The 16440-nt window shown below is 64.5% G+C and carries 15 protein-coding genes; 7 read left to right on the top strand and 8 right to left on the bottom strand.

Annotation, left to right across the window (positions count from 1 at the left end):
- Positions 1–292: 292 nt before the first annotated feature.
- Positions 293–790 (bottom strand): DUF6163 family protein, encoded by a 498-nt coding sequence (locus tag BLV07_RS30240; protein WP_091893256.1) that lies wholly within the window; start codon positions 788–790, stop codon positions 293–295.
- A gap of 123 nt (positions 791–913) precedes the next feature.
- Between BLV07_RS30240 and hemB the strand changes: the two genes are divergently transcribed.
- From hemB to BLV07_RS30225, 3 genes are all read left to right on the top strand, one after another.
- Complete coding sequence (hemB, locus tag BLV07_RS30235) at positions 914–1975, top strand: porphobilinogen synthase (protein WP_091893254.1); 1062 nt, start codon at positions 914–916, stop codon at positions 1973–1975.
- A gap of 385 nt (positions 1976–2360) precedes the next feature.
- Positions 2361–2900, top strand: coding sequence for an RDD family protein (locus tag BLV07_RS30230; protein WP_176945859.1), 540 nt, complete (start codon positions 2361–2363; stop codon positions 2898–2900).
- Positions 2901–3014: 114 nt separating this feature from the next.
- Complete coding sequence (locus tag BLV07_RS30225; RefSeq protein ID WP_091893250.1) at positions 3015–3791, top strand: arginyltransferase; 777 nt, start codon at positions 3015–3017, stop codon at positions 3789–3791.
- A gap of 138 nt (positions 3792–3929) precedes the next feature.
- Here the strand turns inward: BLV07_RS30225 and BLV07_RS30220 are convergent, their stop codons facing one another.
- Positions 3930–5282 carry an Nramp family divalent metal transporter gene (locus tag BLV07_RS30220; protein ID WP_091893248.1) on the bottom strand — a complete coding sequence of 451 codons (1353 nt, stop codon included), beginning with the start codon at positions 5280–5282 and terminating at the stop codon, positions 3930–3932.
- A 170-nt stretch (positions 5283–5452) separates the two neighbouring features.
- On the opposite strand from BLV07_RS30220, the gene BLV07_RS30215 reads away from it, so the two are divergent.
- On the top strand, positions 5453–6697 hold the full coding sequence (locus tag BLV07_RS30215; protein ID WP_091893246.1) for an MFS transporter: 1245 nt from the start codon (positions 5453–5455) through the stop codon (positions 6695–6697).
- Between the two features lie 152 nt (positions 6698–6849).
- Here the strand turns inward: BLV07_RS30215 and BLV07_RS30210 are convergent, their stop codons facing one another.
- A complete protein-coding gene (locus tag BLV07_RS30210) occupies positions 6850–8109 on the bottom strand; it encodes an adenylate/guanylate cyclase domain-containing protein (RefSeq protein ID WP_091893244.1) in 1260 nt (419 codons plus the stop codon).
- Between the two features lie 172 nt (positions 8110–8281).
- Here BLV07_RS30210 and BLV07_RS30205 point away from each other — a divergent pair, with 172 nt between their 5' ends.
- Entirely contained in the window at positions 8282–9439 is a 1158-nt protein-coding gene (locus BLV07_RS30205; protein WP_091893368.1) for an MFS transporter, read from the top strand.
- Positions 9440–9494: 55 nt separating this feature from the next.
- On the opposite strand, the gene BLV07_RS30200 is transcribed toward BLV07_RS30205, so the two are convergent.
- Together BLV07_RS30200 and dmeF are read right to left on the bottom strand one after the other, a co-directional pair.
- Entirely contained in the window at positions 9495–10325 is an 831-nt protein-coding gene (locus BLV07_RS30200) for an N-acyl homoserine lactonase family protein (RefSeq protein WP_091893242.1), read from the bottom strand.
- Positions 10326–10404: 79 nt separating this feature from the next.
- A complete protein-coding gene (gene dmeF / locus BLV07_RS30195) occupies positions 10405–11391 on the bottom strand; it encodes a CDF family Co(II)/Ni(II) efflux transporter DmeF (RefSeq protein ID WP_091893240.1) in 987 nt (328 codons plus the stop codon).
- Between the two features lie 197 nt (positions 11392–11588).
- Between dmeF and BLV07_RS30190 the strand changes: the two genes are divergently transcribed.
- Both BLV07_RS30190 and chrA read left to right on the top strand, forming a co-directional pair.
- The gene (locus BLV07_RS30190) at positions 11589–12407 is read left to right on the top strand and encodes a chromate resistance protein ChrB domain-containing protein (protein WP_143035529.1); all 819 of its coding nucleotides are present in this window, start codon (positions 11589–11591) and stop codon (positions 12405–12407) included.
- Complete coding sequence (gene chrA, locus BLV07_RS30185; RefSeq protein ID WP_091893236.1) at positions 12407–13792, top strand: chromate efflux transporter; 1386 nt, start codon at positions 12407–12409, stop codon at positions 13790–13792. The genes BLV07_RS30190 and chrA overlap by 1 nt, the downstream gene beginning before the upstream one ends.
- Before the next feature lie 87 nt (positions 13793–13879).
- On the opposite strand, the gene BLV07_RS30180 is transcribed toward chrA, so the two are convergent.
- The 3 genes from BLV07_RS30180 to BLV07_RS30170 all read right to left on the bottom strand — a co-directional run bounded on the left by BLV07_RS30180 (position 13880) and on the right by BLV07_RS30170 (position 16012).
- A complete protein-coding gene (locus tag BLV07_RS30180; RefSeq protein WP_143035528.1) occupies positions 13880–14596 on the bottom strand; it encodes an FAD-dependent monooxygenase family protein in 717 nt (238 codons plus the stop codon).
- Between the two features lie 158 nt (positions 14597–14754).
- A complete protein-coding gene (locus BLV07_RS50390; protein WP_091893232.1) occupies positions 14755–15285 on the bottom strand; it encodes an FAD-dependent oxidoreductase in 531 nt (176 codons plus the stop codon).
- A 301-nt stretch (positions 15286–15586) separates the two neighbouring features.
- Positions 15587–16012: a YybH family protein gene (locus BLV07_RS30170; protein WP_091893366.1), complete on the bottom strand. Its 426-nt coding sequence runs from the start codon at positions 16010–16012 to the stop codon at positions 15587–15589.
- Between the last annotated feature and the right edge of the window lie 428 nt (positions 16013–16440).

Genomic DNA, 16440 nt, shown 5'->3' with positions numbered 1-16440 from the left:
GAAACGGGCGCGTAACAGCTGTGGCGGAACAGGCTGGTCAACGAAAACTTACCGCAAATTTTAGGCAACCAACGGTCAACCAATCGCGCACAACTTCGCTAACGCCACTCTCGTGTCCCGGACAAGCGAAGCGCAGAGCCGGGCCCCCAACAGAAAGCCACAAACGAGATTGCGGTGAGATGGGCCCCGGCTCTGAAACGCATCACGCCGCACTGGGCGATGCCTCGCATCACTAGGGGCGCGCTGCATTGCGTCCGCGGCACAAGATTATTTTTGCGGGCGACAACGTCGCCTATGGCGGCCGTTCCCGTGCGGCCATCCAGGCGAGCGCGAGATAGGCCGCGAGCATGAAGGCTTCGACGCCGACCACGACGAGGCTGCCGCCGTAGATGCCGGGGAACATCAGCTCGATCACCGCCATCGACACTACGGTCGTCAACCACACCACCGCGCCCCAGGGCGTCGCCAGCCATAGGCCAACCGCCGCGACCAGCTCGATCACGGCGAAGTAGACGGTCGCGGCCTGCCAGGCCATCGACTGGTTCTCGAAGGCCTCGTCCTCGCCACCGACGAAACCCGTCACTTGCGCCCAGTGATAGAGACCCTTCAGGATCGAGAGCAGCGCCATCACCCGCAGGAACAGCACGAGCCGGCGCGTCCACACATTGTCATCGGACTGGGAGCGCTCCGACGAGATCGCCGCCACCGACATCGCGCCATCCCTGGCCGTGTCTCTGACATTGTCCCTGGCGCTGTCGCGGGCCGCATCGCGGGTGGAGATCTCGGACATGGCCCCCTTCTGGCTGTTTCGCCCCGCAAAATCAATCGGCGGCCATCCCTTGCGGCAGGTCAAGCCGCGGTGACGGGAACCATGCGAGCTGGTATAAGAATAATTCCAGCCGGAGGAAGAGTAATGGCGATCAAATACGGACGTCCGATCGAACTGCGCGAGGTTTCGCGCCGGGATGATGCCGGCGCCTCCCCTGCCCTCGATCTGACCGTCCGTCCGCGCCGCAACCGCAAGGCCGAGTGGGCCCGGCGCATGGTACGCGAGAACGTCCTCACCACGGATGATCTGATCTGGCCGCTGTTCCTGATCGACGGCAGCAATAAGCGCGAGCAGGTCGCCTCGATGCCCGGCGTCGACCGCCTCAGCGTCGACCAGGCCGTGCACGAAGTCGAGCGCGCCATGAAGCTCACCATCCCCTGCATCGCGCTGTTTCCCTATACCGACCCGTCCCTGCGCGACGAGGAAGGATCGGAAGCGACCAATCCGAACAATCTGGTCTGCCAGGCTGTGCGCGCGATCAAGAAGGAGTTTCCGGAGATCGGCATTCTCTGCGACGTCGCGCTCGATCCGTTCACCAGTCACGGTCACGACGGCCTGATCTCCGACGGCAAGATCTTGAACGACGAGACGGTCGCAGTGCTGGTGCGTCAGGCGCTGGTGCAGGCCGAGGCCGGCTGCGACATCATCGCGCCGTCCGACATGATGGACGGCCGCGTCGCCGCGATCCGCGAGGGGCTCGATCGCTCCGGCCTGCTCGACGTGCAGATCATGGCTTATGCCGCCAAATACGCCTCGGCCTTCTACGGCCCGTTCCGCGATGCCATCGGCTCGGCCAAGACGCTCACCGGCGACAAGCGCACCTACCAGATGGACAGCGCCAACACCGATGAAGCACTGCGCGAGGTCGAGCTCGACATCGCCGAGGGCGCCGACATGGTGATGGTGAAGCCGGGCATGCCCTATCTCGACGTGGTCCGCCGCGTGAAGGATACCTTCGCGATGCCGACCTTCGCCTACCAGGTCTCGGGCGAATACGCGATGATCGCAGCCGCCGCCAATAACGGCTGGCTCGACGGCGACCGTGCCATGATGGAGAGCCTGCTCGCCTTCAAGCGCGCCGGCGCCGACGGTGTGCTGAGCTACTTCGCGCCGAAGGCCGCGGAGAAGCTGCGGAGCCAAGGATAAAGTGCAGCAGGGTCGCGTAGCGACGTGCCCACTATTCCGGCTTGTGATCGCGGAACGATGGTGGGCACGGCGCTAACGCGCCTTTGCCCACCCTACCGCTGCCTCCCATCGTCGTTCCGGGCGCACCTGCCTCCTCTGGTCGTCCTGGCGAAAGCCAGGACCCATACCCACCAGCTTTCGTTTGACGAGGGCTCGTAGTGGCATTTCGCCGCAATCCCTCCTTCCTGCGGTAATGGGTCCAGGACGACACCGGGATTGATAACTCGCCGCTTTCAACAGTCGCGGAATCGCCGGAATATTTTCGCTTGTTGATCCCAGCGCGCCCTTGGCATGCGGACGACCTGTTCCCATGTCCCGCCATGGGTGTTCGCTGGGAGAAACGGACATGTCGGACTCGGGCAATTCAGGCGCCTGGCGCAACGACGGCGGGATGCAGCCTCACGTCTACGACCCCTATCTGCATCCGGAACTGTTCCGCGGCGTTGCAACGCGGCGGGTATTCGCCTTCCTGATCGACATGGTCGTGATCTCGGTGCCGGTGATCCTCGGCTACATCTTCATCGCCCTGTTCGGCGTGGTGACGCTCGGCATCGGCTGGGCGCTGTTCTGGATCGCCTGGCCGGCCTCGGTGGTCTGGGCCATCGTCTATTACGGCGCCAGCATCGGCGGCCCTTCCTCCGCAACAGTGGGCATGCGCGTGATGGATCTGGAACTGCGCACTTGGTACGGCGCGCCCGGTTACTTCGTCCTCGGCGCCACCCATGCCGTGCTGTTCTGGGTGACGATCTCGTTCCTGTCGCCCTTCGTGGTGCTGATCGGCCTGTTCAACGGCCGCCGTCGCCTGTTGCACGATTTCGTGCTGGGAACGGTCGTGATCAACAATTCGGTTCGCGTGCCCGCGTCCCAGGCCGCAAGAACGTACTGATCAACGACCTATCAACCCGGACCTTCTAGACTGACTGATCTGCCAAGCAGACCAATTGACCGGGAGCTTCCGTAGCGCGATGCTGATACATAGTTCGGAGGCCTACGACGTCCCTTGACCCAGCACTCGCGCGATACCCCCCAATTTTACCTCACGGCGCCTTCCCCGTGCCCCTATCTGCCGGGCCGGCATGAGCGCAAGGTGTTTACGCACCTCGTCGGTGAGCGCGCCGGTGACCTCAATGACCTCCTGACCCATGGCGGCTTCCGCCGCAGCCAGTCGATTGCCTACCGGCCGGCCTGCGATCAGTGCCGCGCCTGCGTCTCGGTGCGGGTCATCGCCAACGAGTTCCGGCCCTCTCGCAACTTCCGAAAAGTGCTGGCGCGCAACGCCGACATCATCGGCGAGCAGCGCAGTGCGGTGCCCACCTCCGAGCAATATTCGGTGTTCCGCGCCTATCTCGATGCCCGCCACCGCCACGGCGGCATGGCCGACATGACCGTGCTCGACTACGCCATGATGGTCGAGGACAGCCATGTCGAGACCCGTATCATCGAGTACCGCAAGCGCGGCCCGGACAGCGGCCTCACTGGCCGCGGCGAGGAGCTGATCGCAGTGGCGCTGACCGACGTGCTCAGCGACGGTCTGTCGATGGTCTATTCCTTCTTCGAGCCGAGCCAGGACAGCCGCTCGATGGGCACCTTCATGATCCTCGACCACATCGCCCGCGCGCGGCGTCAGGGCCTGCCTTACGTCTATCTCGGCTACTGGATCGAGGGCTCGAAGAAGATGGACTACAAGGCCCGCTTCCTGCCGCAGCAGCGCCTCGCGCCCTCAGGCTGGCTGCGCATCGACGCGCACGGGGATACGACGTCGGAGCCGCAGGATTAGCTCGCTGTCATGCCCCGGCTTGACCAGGCTTGACCGGGGCATCCAGTACGCCGCGGCTTCTCGACTCAATCACAACGGTCTCTGGAATACTGGATCGCCCGGTTAAACCGGGCGATGACAGAAAACATTGCGGCTACATCACCCGAACAGCGTATCCGCCAGCAGCTTCACGTTCAAAGTCACGATCACGCCTGCGACGATCCACGCGATCGCGGCGACCGAGACCGGAATCGCGAACTGGCCCATCTTGCGGCGGTCGGAGACGAAGCGGACCAGCGGGATGACGGCGAAGGGGAGCTGCATCGACAGCACGACCTGGCTGAACACCAGCAAATCCGCCGTGCCGCGCTCGCCATAGATCGCGGTGACGATGATCACCGGAATGATGGCGATGCCGCGCGTGAGCAGGCGGCGCGCCCAGCTCGGCAGACGTAGGTTGAGAAAGCCCTCCATCACGATCTGGCCGGCGAGCGTCGCCGTCACCGTCGAGTTGAGGCCCGAGGCAAGCAGCGCCACTGCGAACAGCGTCGAGGCGATGCCGAGGCCGAGCAGCGGCGACAAGAGCTCGAAGGCCTGGCCAATCTCGGCGACGTCGGAATGGCCGCTCTTGTGGAATGTCGCAGCTGCCACCACGAGGATCGCAGCGTTGATGAACAGCGCCAGCATCAGGGCAATGGTCGAGTCCGTCGTCGCCCATTTGATCGCTTCGCGCCGGCCAGTGTCGTTGCGCTCGTAAGCGCGCGTCTGCACGATCGAGGAGTGCAGGTAGAGATTATGCGGCATCACGGTCGCACCGATGATGCCGATCGCGATGTAGAGCATGTCGGAATTGGTGAAGATCTCGGTCTTCGGCACGAAGCCGTGCAGCACCTCCGCGACCGGCGGAGCCGCAGCCGCGATCTGGACCACGAAGCAGACCGCGATCACCACCAGCAGCGCGATGACGAAGGCTTCGAGGAAGCGGAAGCCGCGGTTCATCAGGAGCAGCAGCAGGAAGGCGTCGAGCGCTGCGAGCAGCGCGCCGCCGATCAGGGGAATGCCAAACAGGAGCTTGAGCGCGATCGCGGTGCCGATGACCTCGGCGAGATCGCAGGCGATGATCGCCGCCTCGCAGGCGAGCCAGAGCAGGAAGTTCACCGCCGGCGAATAGGTGGCGCGGCAGGCCTGCGCGAGGTCGCGGTCGGTGACGATGCCGAGCCGCGCCGCCAGCGACTGCAGCAGGATCGCCATCAGGTTGGAGAGCAGGATGACCGAGAGCAGCGTGTAACCGAACTTCGATCCACCGGCGAGGTCGGTCGCCCAATTGCCGGGATCCATGTAGCCGACCGAGACGAGGTAGCCCGGACCGACGAAGGCCAGCAGCCGCCGCCACCAGCGGCCGGCGGCCGGAATGGCGACGGTGGAATTGACCTCGGCGAGGCTCTTGGTGATCGGCGCGTCGGCACGCCAGCCGGCTGCGTCGGGGGTCAGGTGGGGTGATCGGGCATCCATGCTGGCAGAATATCCGACTTGGTTCTTATTGCAACTCATTTGCAACTGCATCTAGCCACACCGGTTCCTGGCGTGGCCGTGGCAATCTCGCCTCTTGTCGGGAAGCGGGTGGGTTCGGTGGTCCTCACGGGCGAACATTGGCGCAAATTCGCCGCTGCAGGATATGAGCCATGTCAACGCCTCCTCGCCTCCCTGACACCTTCAACCGCCTCGCCTGGTCGAACCTTGCGGCGCAATCGGCCGAGCAGATCGCGCTGGCCGCAGCGCCCATCGTCGCCGTGCTGACGCTGGGGGTCGCCGAGGGGCGGACCGGCCTGCTGCAGACCGCCCTCACCCTGCCCTTCGTCCTGTTCGCCATTCCCGCCGGCGTGCTTGCCGACCGCATCTCCCGCCGCTGGCTGATGGCGGGAGCCGAGGCGTTGCGGGCCGCCGCACTCGCGGCCATCGTGCTGTTGCTGGCGCTGGGCGCGCTCAATCTGCCGCTGCTGGCGTTGCTCGGCTTCGCTGCGGTGTGCGGCACCGTCGTCTACAGCGTGGCCGCACCGGCGCTGGTGCCGTCGCTGGTGAGCTCGGACCTGTTGCCGGCGGCGAATGCGCGGATCGAGCTCGCGCGCACCATCGCCTTTGCGAGCGGCCCTGCGCTCGGCGGCGCGCTGGTGGGATGGTGGGGCGCGAGCCCGGCCTTCGGCTTTGCCGCGGCGCTCTCGGCCGTCGCGGTGGTGCTGCTCGCCGGCATCTACGAGCCTGCGCGCGCGCCGGCGCCGCAGCGCCACCCGTTCCAGGACATCCGCGAAGGCGCAGCCTTCGTGTTTCACCACCCGCTGCTGCGGCCGGTGTTCATCACCCAGTTCATCTTCAACACCGGATGGTTCGTGCAGATCGCGGTGTTCGTGCCCTACGCCGTGCGCCATCTCGGCCTGACCGCCGCAGGCGTCGGCACCGTGCTGACGATGTACGGCGTCGGCATGGTGATCGGCGCGCTGGTCGCCACGCGCGTGATGCAGCGCGTCGCGTTCGGCACCGTGGTCGGGCTCGGGCCCGTCACCGGCTTCGTCGCCGCGCTCGTGATGGCACTGACGGTGCTGGTCCCCTCGCCCTGGCTTGCGGCCTTGAGCTTCTTCCTGCTCGGCGTCGGGCCGATCCTGTGGGTGATCTCGACCACGACACTGCGCCAGTCGGTGACACCGCCGCGCCTCTTGGGGCGCGTCTCCGCCATCAACATCATGAGCTATGGCGCCCGCCCGCTCGGCTCGGCGCTGGGTGCAGTCGTCGGCGGCATCTGGAGCGCGGAAGCCTGCCTCTATCTCGCCGCCGCCGTGTTCGGCGTGCAGGCGCTGGTGATCCTGCTGTCACCGGCGGTGGCGCTGGACCGGCAGCCGGACATGGTGGGCGATGAGGCGCCGGCGCGGTGTTGAACCATTTCCTGGCGTCGTCCTGGCGAAAGCCAGGACCCATTACCCCAGGGAGTAGACGTGTTGCGCGGTGGCCATGACCAATCTTCGCAAAACTACGGACGGTGGTTATGGGTCCTGGCTTTCGCCAGGACGACGTTGGGGAAGCACCTTGCCTAACCCGCCAGATACCGCTCGTAGCTCCCCGTCACCGGCTCGCTGGCTTCGACGTCGGGATCGAGCGTGTAGAGATCCTGCGCGCGGCCGATGCCACGCAGCGCGTAGCGGCCGGTGGAGACGAGATAGCGGCGCCCAGTGGCGTCGAGACCCTTGTAAAACTCCGATGACGCCAGCAGTTCGCGATCGACCGAGCGGCTCATCGAGGCGATGCGGCTGACTTCGTTGACGGTCGGGCCGACCACGGTGAAATCGAGCCGGTCCTCGCTGCCGATATTGCCGTACAAGACCTCGCCGACATGCAGGCCGATATAGGCCGACGTGGTGGGACGGCCGTCGGCCGCGCGGCGCTTGTTCAAGGCAGTGATGTTCTTGCGAAACAGATGCTCGGCGCGCAGCGCGGCCCGACGCGCATCCGCCATATCCTCGCCCCAGAACATCGCGAGCACACCGTCGCCGATCAGCTTGAGGACGTCACCGCCGGCATCGTGGATGGCGTCGATCACGGCCTGCGCATAGTCGTTGAGGAACGGAATGATCTCGTCGGGACCGATGCTTTCGCTAATCCCGGTCGAGCCGCGCAGGTCCGAATACCAGAGCACGGCGTTGATGCGCTCGGTAACGCCGCGCGAGATGCGCCCGCGGAGCACTTGCTCGGAAGCGTCGCGGCCGAGATAGACGCGGCCGAGCGTGCGCACGATGTCGACCTGCTGCGCCGACTTGATCGCGAGACCAAGAACGGGGACGAGGTCGCGCAGCGCGACCAGCTCGGATTCCGTAAAGCCGTGCTCGCGCCGCGTCGTCCAGTAGGAGTAGAGACAGTCCATCTGTCCGAGCGCGCCGGTCTCGCCGAATCGATGCACGAAAGCAAGAAAATGCCGATGGCCCTTTTCGGCGAGGTCGCCGATCTGCGAGAAATCGAGCGACGGGGCATCGGCAAGATCGATCACCATCTCGTCGTGCCCGTGCTCGAGCAGATGATAGAACACCGACCGGCGCCAGTTCTTGGCGGCGTCGCCCTCCGCGGTCGAACCGTATTCGATGACGTCGCTCTCGTTGGTTGGCGTATCGCTCCAGCGAAACGCGCGGCCCTCGTAGATCGGATGCAGCGTGTCGATGACCACGAGCCCGCGCGACAGGTCGAGCCCTTCGGCGCAGCAGCGCTCGCAGAAGCCGCGGAGCAGTTCGGGTTCAGGGAGGCCCGTAAGCCCCTGGCCGGCGACCCAGTTCATCAGTGAAAGGCGCGAACTTACTTGCATATGCCATTATGACGCGCATTCGTGACGAGCGAAAGGCGCGAGGGCCGACGTGACGCCAGGCTCCCGTCCCTTGCAGGTCGAATATGCCGCCGCCGCGGTTGACGCGTCCGCCGCGCGGGCTGCAAATGCCGGCGATGATGACTTTGTCGGCCAGAATCGGACCCACGCGCAAATGACCCAGCGCCAGCTTCCGATCATCCTGGCGCTCGGCACCACGCAGACCCTGGCCTGGGCTTCCAGCTATTATCTGCCGGCGCTGCTTGCCGATCCCATGGCGCACGACCTCAGTGTCTCCTCCAACTGGATCTTCGGCGCGTTCTCGGCTTCGCTCGTGATCGCGGCGATGCTCGGCCCGCGCATCGGGCGGCAGATCGATCTCGTCGGCGGACGGCAGGTGCTGTCGGCCTCGAACCTGACCATCGCCGCCGGCCTCGTCCTGCTCGGCCTCTCGCAGTCGGTGGCGGTGATGGCGATCGCCTGGCTCGTGCTCGGCATCGGCATGGCGATGGGCCTCTATGACGCCGCCTTCGCCGCGCTCGGCCGCATCTACGGCACCGAGGCGCGCAGGCCCATCACCGGCATCGCGCTGATGGCGGGCTTCGCCTCCACGGTCGGCTGGCCGCTCACCGCCTGGGGCTTGTCCCATATCGGCTGGCGCGAGACCTGCTTTGCCTGGGCCGCTGCCAATATCCTGATCGGCCTGCCTCTCAACTTCTTCATGCTCCCGGCGATCAAGGGCGCCAGGCAGGCGGCGGCGACCGCCGAGAAGCCGCACCTGCCGCTCGACCGCACCATGATCCTGCTCGCCTTCATCTTCGCCGCGGTCTGGACCGTCACCGGCGCGATGGCCGCGCATTTCCCGCGCATCCTGGAGACGACGGGCGCAACGCCGGTCGAGGCGATCGCAGCCGGCGCGCTGATCGGCCCGGCCCAGGTCGGCGCACGTATCCTCGAAGCGGGCGTTCTCAGCCGATTCCATCCGCTGTGGTCGACGCGGCTCGCCTGCCTCACCCATCCGATCGGCGCGGTGGTCGTGGCGATCTTCGGCGGCGCTGCGGCGAGCGCGTTTGCGCTGTTCCACGGCTCGGGCAATGGCATCCTGACGATCGCGCGCGGCACGCTGCCGCTCGCGATCTTCGGGCCGAAGGACTTTGGCTACCGTCTCGGCATCATCGGCGCGCCGGCGCGAATGGCGCAGGCGGTGGCGCCGCTCGCCTTCGGCCTGCTGATCGAAATCATGGGCGCCAAGGTGCTGATCGTCTCCTCCGCGCTCAGCCTCTCGGCGTTGGCGGCCCTGTTCCTGATCCGCCCGGAGCGACGCCCGGATTGACCGCGCCACAGCTTCTCGCGCAAGCGGCGATGACCGAAGACACCAGATCCGGATCTCAGTCGTAAAACTCCGGCGCCATCTTCTGGCTGTCGCGCTGGGCTTTGTCGTGGTTGATCCAGAGCTGGGCTTTTTCCTTGGCGAGCGTGTCGGCGATCTTCTGCATCGAGGCCGCGGTCTGGTCCTTGCTCACGTTCATGCTGGGCACGCGGCGGTTGTCCCAATTGTCCTTGAAGTGCACGGCATCGCCCGACAGGATCACCGCGCCGGTCTTTGGCAGTTTCACCAGCAGCGACTGGTGTCCCGGCGTGTGGCCGGGCGTCGACAGGATCGTCACGCTGCCGTCGCCGAACACGTCCTTGTCGCCCGCCAGCAGCTCGACCGGGTGCGACGGCTTGAAGCGCGGCTCGTTGTTGGCGGCGGGCCAATCATATTCGACCTTCTGCACGTAGAGCGTCGCCTGCGGGAACAGTTCGACATTGCCGGTGTGATCGGGATGCGTGTGCGAAACCGCCATCGCCTTGCTGTCGGCGGGCTTGACGCCGAGCTGTTCGAGCTGCGCGGCAAGCGTCTTCGGCCGGCGCCAGGTGACGGCTTTGGGATCGGCGGGCACGAGACCATTCGGCATCGCGGCGACGGAATCGGCAATGCCGGTGTCCCACAGGAACCAGCCCCTGCTATGCTTAATGAGATAGCAGGTGTCGACGAAGTCCATCGTCTTGCCTTCGTTCAGGCCGGGCGTCCAACGCGAGACGTCGCCCGCGGTGCCCTCGCCGCAATTGAGGACGTAGAGCTTTTCGACGCCGGTCTTTTCCGATTGTGCCAGCGCTGAAGGGCTGGACAGAGCGAGTGCAGCAATGGCGAGCGCGAACTTCATCCTGGGCATCATTGTTGTTCCTCCCGTACAGCCATGCAGGCCACGACCGAGGATCAACCCCGGCCCGTTCGCGGAATTCCCGTAAAGCCCGTCAATGCGGGCAGGTCTCGACCTCGACCGTGACGTGGCTGAGGCCCTTCAGCCCGGCCAGTCGCCGTTTGTAGACGGCCGGCTGCTTCGGCTGGTCCGACACCACCGAGAGCAGCACGGCACAATGGCCGGGGCCGACCTGCCACAGGTGCAGATCGGTGACGCGGTCGTCGCCGATCTCCATGCGCGCCCGGATCACCCGCTCCAGCTTCTCGTCGGCGCGCACGTCGAGCAGCACCGCGCCTGATGTCTTGATCAGGCCGAACGCCCAGCTCGCGATCACGACGCTGCCGATCAGGCCGACGGCCGGATCGGCCCAGACCCAGCCTGAATACATCGCGACGACGAGCGCTGCGATCGCCAGCACCGAGGTCGCCGCATCTGCCATGACGTGCACATAGGCAGCACGAAGATTGTTGTCGTGATGATGATGGTGGTGATGGCCATGATGATCATGGTCGTTGTCATGATCATCGTGATGATCATGCGCGTGGCTATGGCCGTGATCGTGGCCGTGATGGTGGTGATCGTGGCTGCCGCGCAAAAGCCACGCGCTGGCGAGGTTGACGCACAGGCCGAGCGCGGCAACCGCGATCGCCTCGCCAAAGACGATCGGCACCGGCGTGATCAGCCGCAGCACGCTCTCATAGGCGATCTCGACTGCGATCAGGCCCAGGATGATCGCGCTGGAGAAGGCGGCGAGATCGCCGAACTTGCCGGTGCCGAAGGTGAAATGCGCATTTCCCAGGTGCCGGCGCGCGAAGCGATACGCGAACGCCGCAATGCCAAGCGCGGCGGCATGCGTTCCCATGTGCCAGCCGTCGGCGAGCAGCGCCATGGAACCGAACAGCGAGCCGGCGACGATCTCGCCGACCATCATGACCAGCGTCAGGACGACCACGAGCCAGGTGCGCCGCTCGTTCTCCTCGTGCTTGTCGCCGAGGAAGGCGTGATCGTGGGTCCATTGCTCGATGGAGTGCGAGTGCATCGAATTCTCCAGAAAATTCAGGTCTGTCGGCGCGCAGTATAGACCGCCGGGGTCCGATTTTCTAAGGCCCAATCGTCCAGTGGATTGACAGTCCCGCTTAGTTTCGCTGTAATCCGCGCCATGGGGATTTGAGCGATCTCCCCACGAGGCGACATGCCCAAGTATCGCGTCCCGTTCGGTTTTTGCGAGGACGCATCATGTCTACTTTCACGACCATATCATCCGACAAATTGGCGCGCCTGATTGGCACGGCCAATGCCCCTGCGCTCATCGACGTCAGGACCGAGGAGGATTTTGCCGCTGATCAGCGGCTGATCCCCGGCTCGATCAAGCTCAACCACGACAAGGTCCAGGACTGGGGCCGCGACTTCGCCGGCCGCCGGGCGATCGTCACCTGCCTGCGCGGTGAAAAGCTCGCACAGGGCACGGCGGCCTGGCTGCGCCAGCTCGGCGTCCAGGCCGAGACGCTGGACGGCGGCTTCGAGGGCTGGAAGGCAGCCAAGCTGCCGCTGCTGGATACGCGCAAGCTGCCGCCGCGCGATGCCAGGGGCCGCACCGTCTGGGTCACGCGGGCGCGGCCGAAGATCGACCGCATCGCCTGCCCCTGGCTGATCCGCCGCTTTGTCGATCCCAACGCGGTGTTCCTGTATGTGACACCGTCCGAGGTGGTCGGCGTCGGCGAGCGGTTCAACGCAGCTCCCTTCGACATCGAGAACGTGTTCTGGAGCCACCGCGGCGAGCTCTGCACCTTCGACGTCATGATCGAGGAATTCGGGATCGCCTTGCCGGCCCTACTCCGGCTCGCGACGCTGGTGCGCGGCGCCGACACCGCGCGGCCCGATCTCGCGCCAGAGGCGCCGGGCCTGCTCGCGGCCTCGCTCGGACTGTCGCGCATGTATGACGATGACCTCGAACAGCTCGAGGCCGGCATGGTGCTCTACGACGCCTTCTACCGCTGGTGCCGCGACGCAACGGCCGAGACCCACAATTGGCCGACCAACAAGGTGAAGGCGTAATGGATACCCGTAACCTTCAAGCAGGAGCTGACGCCGGTCACGGCGTCAGCTTCAATGAGGCCTTTCGCGTCTGGCTCCGTGTCGCGTCCTTGAGCTTCGGTGGGCCCGCGGGCCAGATCGCGGTGATGCATCGTATCCTGGTCGAGGAGAAGAAGTGGATCTCCGAAGGCCGTTTCCTGCATGCGCTGAACTACTGCATGCTGCTGCCGGGACCGGAGGCGCAGCAGCTGGCGACCTATGTGGGCTGGCTGATGCATCGCACCGCCGGCGGGCTGATGGCGGGCGGGCTGTTCATCCTGCCCGGCATCATCGCCATCATGGGCCTCAGCTACGTCTACGCCGCCTACGGCAATGTCAGCTTCGTCGAGGCGCTGTTCTTCGGGCTGAAAGCCGCCGTGCTCGCCATCGTCGTCGAGGCCGTGGTGCGCGTCGGCAAGCGCGCGCTGAAGAACCGCATCATGATCGCGCTCGCGGCCGCGGCCTTCATCGCGATCTTCTTCCTCGCGGTGCCTTTCCCGATCATCATCATCGCTGCCGGCATCATCGGCTATGCCGGCGCCAGAAGTGGCCGTCCGGAATTCGCGCCGGCCGGTCACGGCCATGGCGGCAACAACGCTGCGATCGACAGCATGCTCGGCGAAGCCGTGCCCGAGCATGTGCGTGCCAACACCGGGCGCGCGATCCGTGTCGGTGCGTTGTGGCTTGCGCTCTGGCTCGTGCCAGTCGTGGCGCTGCTCGCGGCCTTCGGTCAGGACAACGTCTTCAGCCAGATCGCGCTGTTCTTCTCAAAAATGTCGCTGGTCACCTTCGGCGGCGCATATGCCGTGCTGGCCTATGTCGCGCAGCAGGCGGTCGAGCATTATCACTGGCTGAAGCCGCACGAGATGCTGGACGGCCTCGGCATGGCCGAGACCACGCCCGGCCCGCTGATCATGGTGCTCCAGTTCGTCGGCTTCATGGCGGCCTATCGCGACGCCAGCGGCCTGTCGCCGATGCTGGCGGCAACGTTCGGCGGACTGCTCGCGACCTGGGTCACCTTCACGCCCTGCTTTCTCTGGATCTTCGTCGGCGCGCCCTATATCGAGCGCCTGCGCGGCAATACGGGATTGGCCGGCGCACTCAGCGCGATCACCGCCGCGGTCGTCGGCGTGATCCTCAACCTCTCGATCTGGTTCGCGCTACACACGCTGTTCCGCGAGACCGTGCCGGTGCACGCGTTTCCATTCGACTTCGACAGGCCGGTGCTGACGAGCGTCGATGTTCCGGCGCTGGTGCTGTCGATCGCGGCCGCCACTGCGATCTTCCGCTTCAAGCTCGGCATGCTCACGGTGCTTGCGGGCAGCAGCGCCGCCGGCGTGGCGCTGCGGCTGGCGGGGGTGATCTAGGGCGCGGTTAGCAAGAGAAACGAATTGTTTCGCGACGAGCGATGCTCCCCATGACCACGCGCGGAAGTGTGGCTGGCTTCGCTAGGATCAGCCATCCAGTAGCGCTGCCATCCGTTGTCGATCGACGATGTTGGGGTCTTGCGGCAATTGACAGCCGTCCAACTCGGCCAGTTTTGCGGCTACGTGCGGTCTAGCGATGACGTCCTGAGGCAGCGCAAGGCACATTGCGATTTCGATCAGGCCACGGAGCACGTCTGCGTCTTGGGATGATGCAACCAGAAGCTTGGCCATGACTGGGTTGGGCGGGGGCATTGGCATGCCCTCTTCCAGAGCCGTCATTTCGGCGATCCGAACGCGGTCCGCGGCGATCTGATTTCGATAAAAAGGACCGACCTGGCTTTCGGTGTCAGCGTCGTATTCCCGGGAGAAAGCTCCGGGATCGTCGATGTGTCGGCGCGCAACATTACGGAGCACCTGCGCGTGCAGAAGGCCGACGCTCAAGCCGCGTCCGGCGGACGGATTGGTGCACGCCCATGCATCACCTACAGCGGCGAATCCCGTGACGACCGGCCGACCATCGACGACAAACCGTCGGTATCGGTCGACAACTCCCGTCATCAGAAGGACGGGCGTTACCGGCTCGCCGTCGAGCCAATGGGCTTGCCGCGGACATGCGGAGACGACGCGATGGAATGTCGCCGTATCGCGCAAGGCTCGCATCGCCTTGTTCTTCGACGAGGTATACAAGGTGATCGACCAGGTGTCATTGTCCCCGTCCAGGGTAAGGATCGAAAACAAGCCCATCGGCGTGAGTGCACGCCCCGTCCTGCGAGGCCGCTGTTGCCCCGAGAAATACCGCGTAAAATAAGCGAAGTTGCTATCTTCGGATTCTTCGATCGGGCTAGGGGCACCCGCGCTGGTGATCCAATCGCAGGCCGCACTTCGTCGTCCCATGGCGTCGATTACCAGATCAGCGCGAATCTCTTCGCCAGATGTCGTGCGTACCCCGCAACGTGCGGCACACCACGGACCGCCGAAGCGCCCGTGATCAGTTCGCGAACCTTGGTGCCCCGACGAATGGTCACGTTAGGTGCCACTTGCGCCATTGCAGCTACGGCGCATTCAATAATGGGCCTCCGACCGGTGACGAAGCGTATGGCCTCGTCACCCGGACGCGGCGTCCGATCCGTTATGGTTGGGGGAAGAGATCGACTGTCCAGATAGTCCACCCAAACGCAACCGGCTCGAAGCAGACCATCTGTCAACCCCGGCAATTCCTGATCGCTGATCATCCGAAATCGCGAACTGAGGTTATGAGGTTGCCTGAATTGGGCAACTCCCGGACGTTCCCACGAATTCCATCCCTCGGCGGGCGCTGTAGGTTGATCCGCCGGGTCAGCCTCTAGGACTGTGACTCGGTGGCCATCGCGACCAAGCATCATCGCTGTGCACAATCCAATCACGCCTCCGCCGCAAATTAGGATTTTGCTCATCCGTTCTCCCCCTAGAGTTCGGCCGACCGCGGAAGTCGCGCTGAATCGTCATCGTCTCCTCCCGGCGAAACGACGACGAGCCTCATATGCGCATGGTTCTTCAAGATATAGGTCGATGTAGCGAACGGGAGGTTCAAAGCTCTCCTCGGCCTGCCTTCGGAGCCAGATGTCACAGGTGACGCCCATTGATCCGTTATGTCAGCGTGAGCAAATCTCGTCCGCTATGCCCCACCAAACGGAGCTCAATGAGAACCGTCGCCACTGCGCTGATGAGTCAACAACAGACATGTACGCCGCCGGCCTACTTGCCCTCGTTCCATATGTCGGTGGCGAGCTTCCAGTCATTTCCGACCTTTTCCCAAACAACGACGTACTTCCCAGTCACTTCCTGCGGTGTCGCCCCTTTGGTCTTTAGAGCAAACGTGCCGATCTCGCGTGCCGCCAAAGGACCGAGCGCCTTCACATCAACAGTTGTGAGCTTCGGGTCGCCGACTTGTTCCGCCATGTTTTTCCACATGACTTCGATGGCTACTCGGCCCTGCACCATCGAAGAACCGGGCGGCAAAGCGATCGCATCAGCGCTATAAAGCGACGCAATGCCGGGGAAATCGCCTTTGTTGAAAAATTCGATAAATTTGTTGTTGATCGCTTCAATCTCGGGCTTCTGAGCCAAAGCCGGAGCCACCAGCGAGATCACGAATACCATCACCAGTACGATGTTGCGCATGATCGTCTCCAACTCAATGTACGATTCGGATGCAGCGCGGCTGTTGCTCCACAGAGCATGCAATGCCGCATCCCAGACCGTGTTTGACGAAACAGCAACTCCGGGGAACTACTGTAAGAAATATTGACGAACTAAGTGCGGCGTGGAGTACCCGTCCTCAAGGCAAAGCTCGTCACCACGCCCCCGTTGGCCGTTGCCCGTCCGGCAAAACAGCCGCGACACACCCACCATCCGCCTGTCAAGCCTCACCTTGCAAAATATTCCACTTTACCGAAATTCGGATTTGACGTACAAGCGAAACACCCTGGCTTGAGACAAGGGGCGGATCGCGATCGTCGCGAACCGCAGGCCGGGCAGCGATGGACGCGACGGCGTCGGGCGTAACAGGCACTGCAGGGCGGCTTCGGCTGTGAGCAATCGCTTCGCGC

This window comes from Bradyrhizobium sp. Rc2d, from assembly GCF_900099855.1.
Classification (GTDB): domain Bacteria; phylum Pseudomonadota; class Alphaproteobacteria; order Rhizobiales; family Xanthobacteraceae; genus Bradyrhizobium.
This window is presented reverse-complemented; position numbering and strand designations above follow the sequence as displayed.

Excerpts from the sequence above, each read along its gene's own strand:
- BLV07_RS30200 (WP_091893242.1), bottom strand. The coding sequence starts at position 10,325 with ATGATGCCCAGGATGAAGTTCGCGCTCGCCATTGCTGCACTCGCTCTG.
- BLV07_RS30215 (WP_091893246.1), top strand. The coding sequence starts at position 5,453 with ATGTCAACGCCTCCTCGCCTCCCTGACACCTTCAACCGCCTCGCCTGG.
- BLV07_RS30230 (WP_176945859.1), top strand. The coding sequence starts at position 2,361 with ATGTCGGACTCGGGCAATTCAGGCGCCTGGCGCAACGACGGCGGGATG.
- BLV07_RS30170 (WP_091893366.1), bottom strand. The coding sequence starts at position 16,012 with ATGCGCAACATCGTACTGGTGATGGTATTCGTGATCTCGCTGGTGGCT.
- BLV07_RS30210 (WP_091893244.1), bottom strand. The coding sequence starts at position 8,109 with ATGCAAGTAAGTTCGCGCCTTTCACTGATGAACTGGGTCGCCGGCCAG.
- BLV07_RS30180 (WP_143035528.1), bottom strand. The coding sequence starts at position 14,596 with ATGGGCTTGTTTTCGATCCTTACCCTGGACGGGGACAATGACACCTGG.
- BLV07_RS30205 (WP_091893368.1), top strand. The coding sequence starts at position 8,282 with ATGACCCAGCGCCAGCTTCCGATCATCCTGGCGCTCGGCACCACGCAG.
- hemB (WP_091893254.1), top strand. The coding sequence starts at position 914 with ATGGCGATCAAATACGGACGTCCGATCGAACTGCGCGAGGTTTCGCGC.
- dmeF (WP_091893240.1), bottom strand. The coding sequence starts at position 11,391 with ATGCACTCGCACTCCATCGAGCAATGGACCCACGATCACGCCTTCCTC.
- BLV07_RS30190 (WP_143035529.1), top strand. The coding sequence starts at position 11,589 with ATGTCTACTTTCACGACCATATCATCCGACAAATTGGCGCGCCTGATT.
- BLV07_RS30220 (WP_091893248.1), bottom strand. The coding sequence starts at position 5,282 with ATGGATGCCCGATCACCCCACCTGACCCCCGACGCAGCCGGCTGGCGT.
- chrA (WP_091893236.1), top strand. The coding sequence starts at position 12,407 with ATGGATACCCGTAACCTTCAAGCAGGAGCTGACGCCGGTCACGGCGTC.
- BLV07_RS50390 (WP_091893232.1), bottom strand. The coding sequence starts at position 15,285 with ATGAGCAAAATCCTAATTTGCGGCGGAGGCGTGATTGGATTGTGCACA.
- BLV07_RS30240 (WP_091893256.1), bottom strand. The coding sequence starts at position 790 with ATGTCCGAGATCTCCACCCGCGATGCGGCCCGCGACAGCGCCAGGGAC.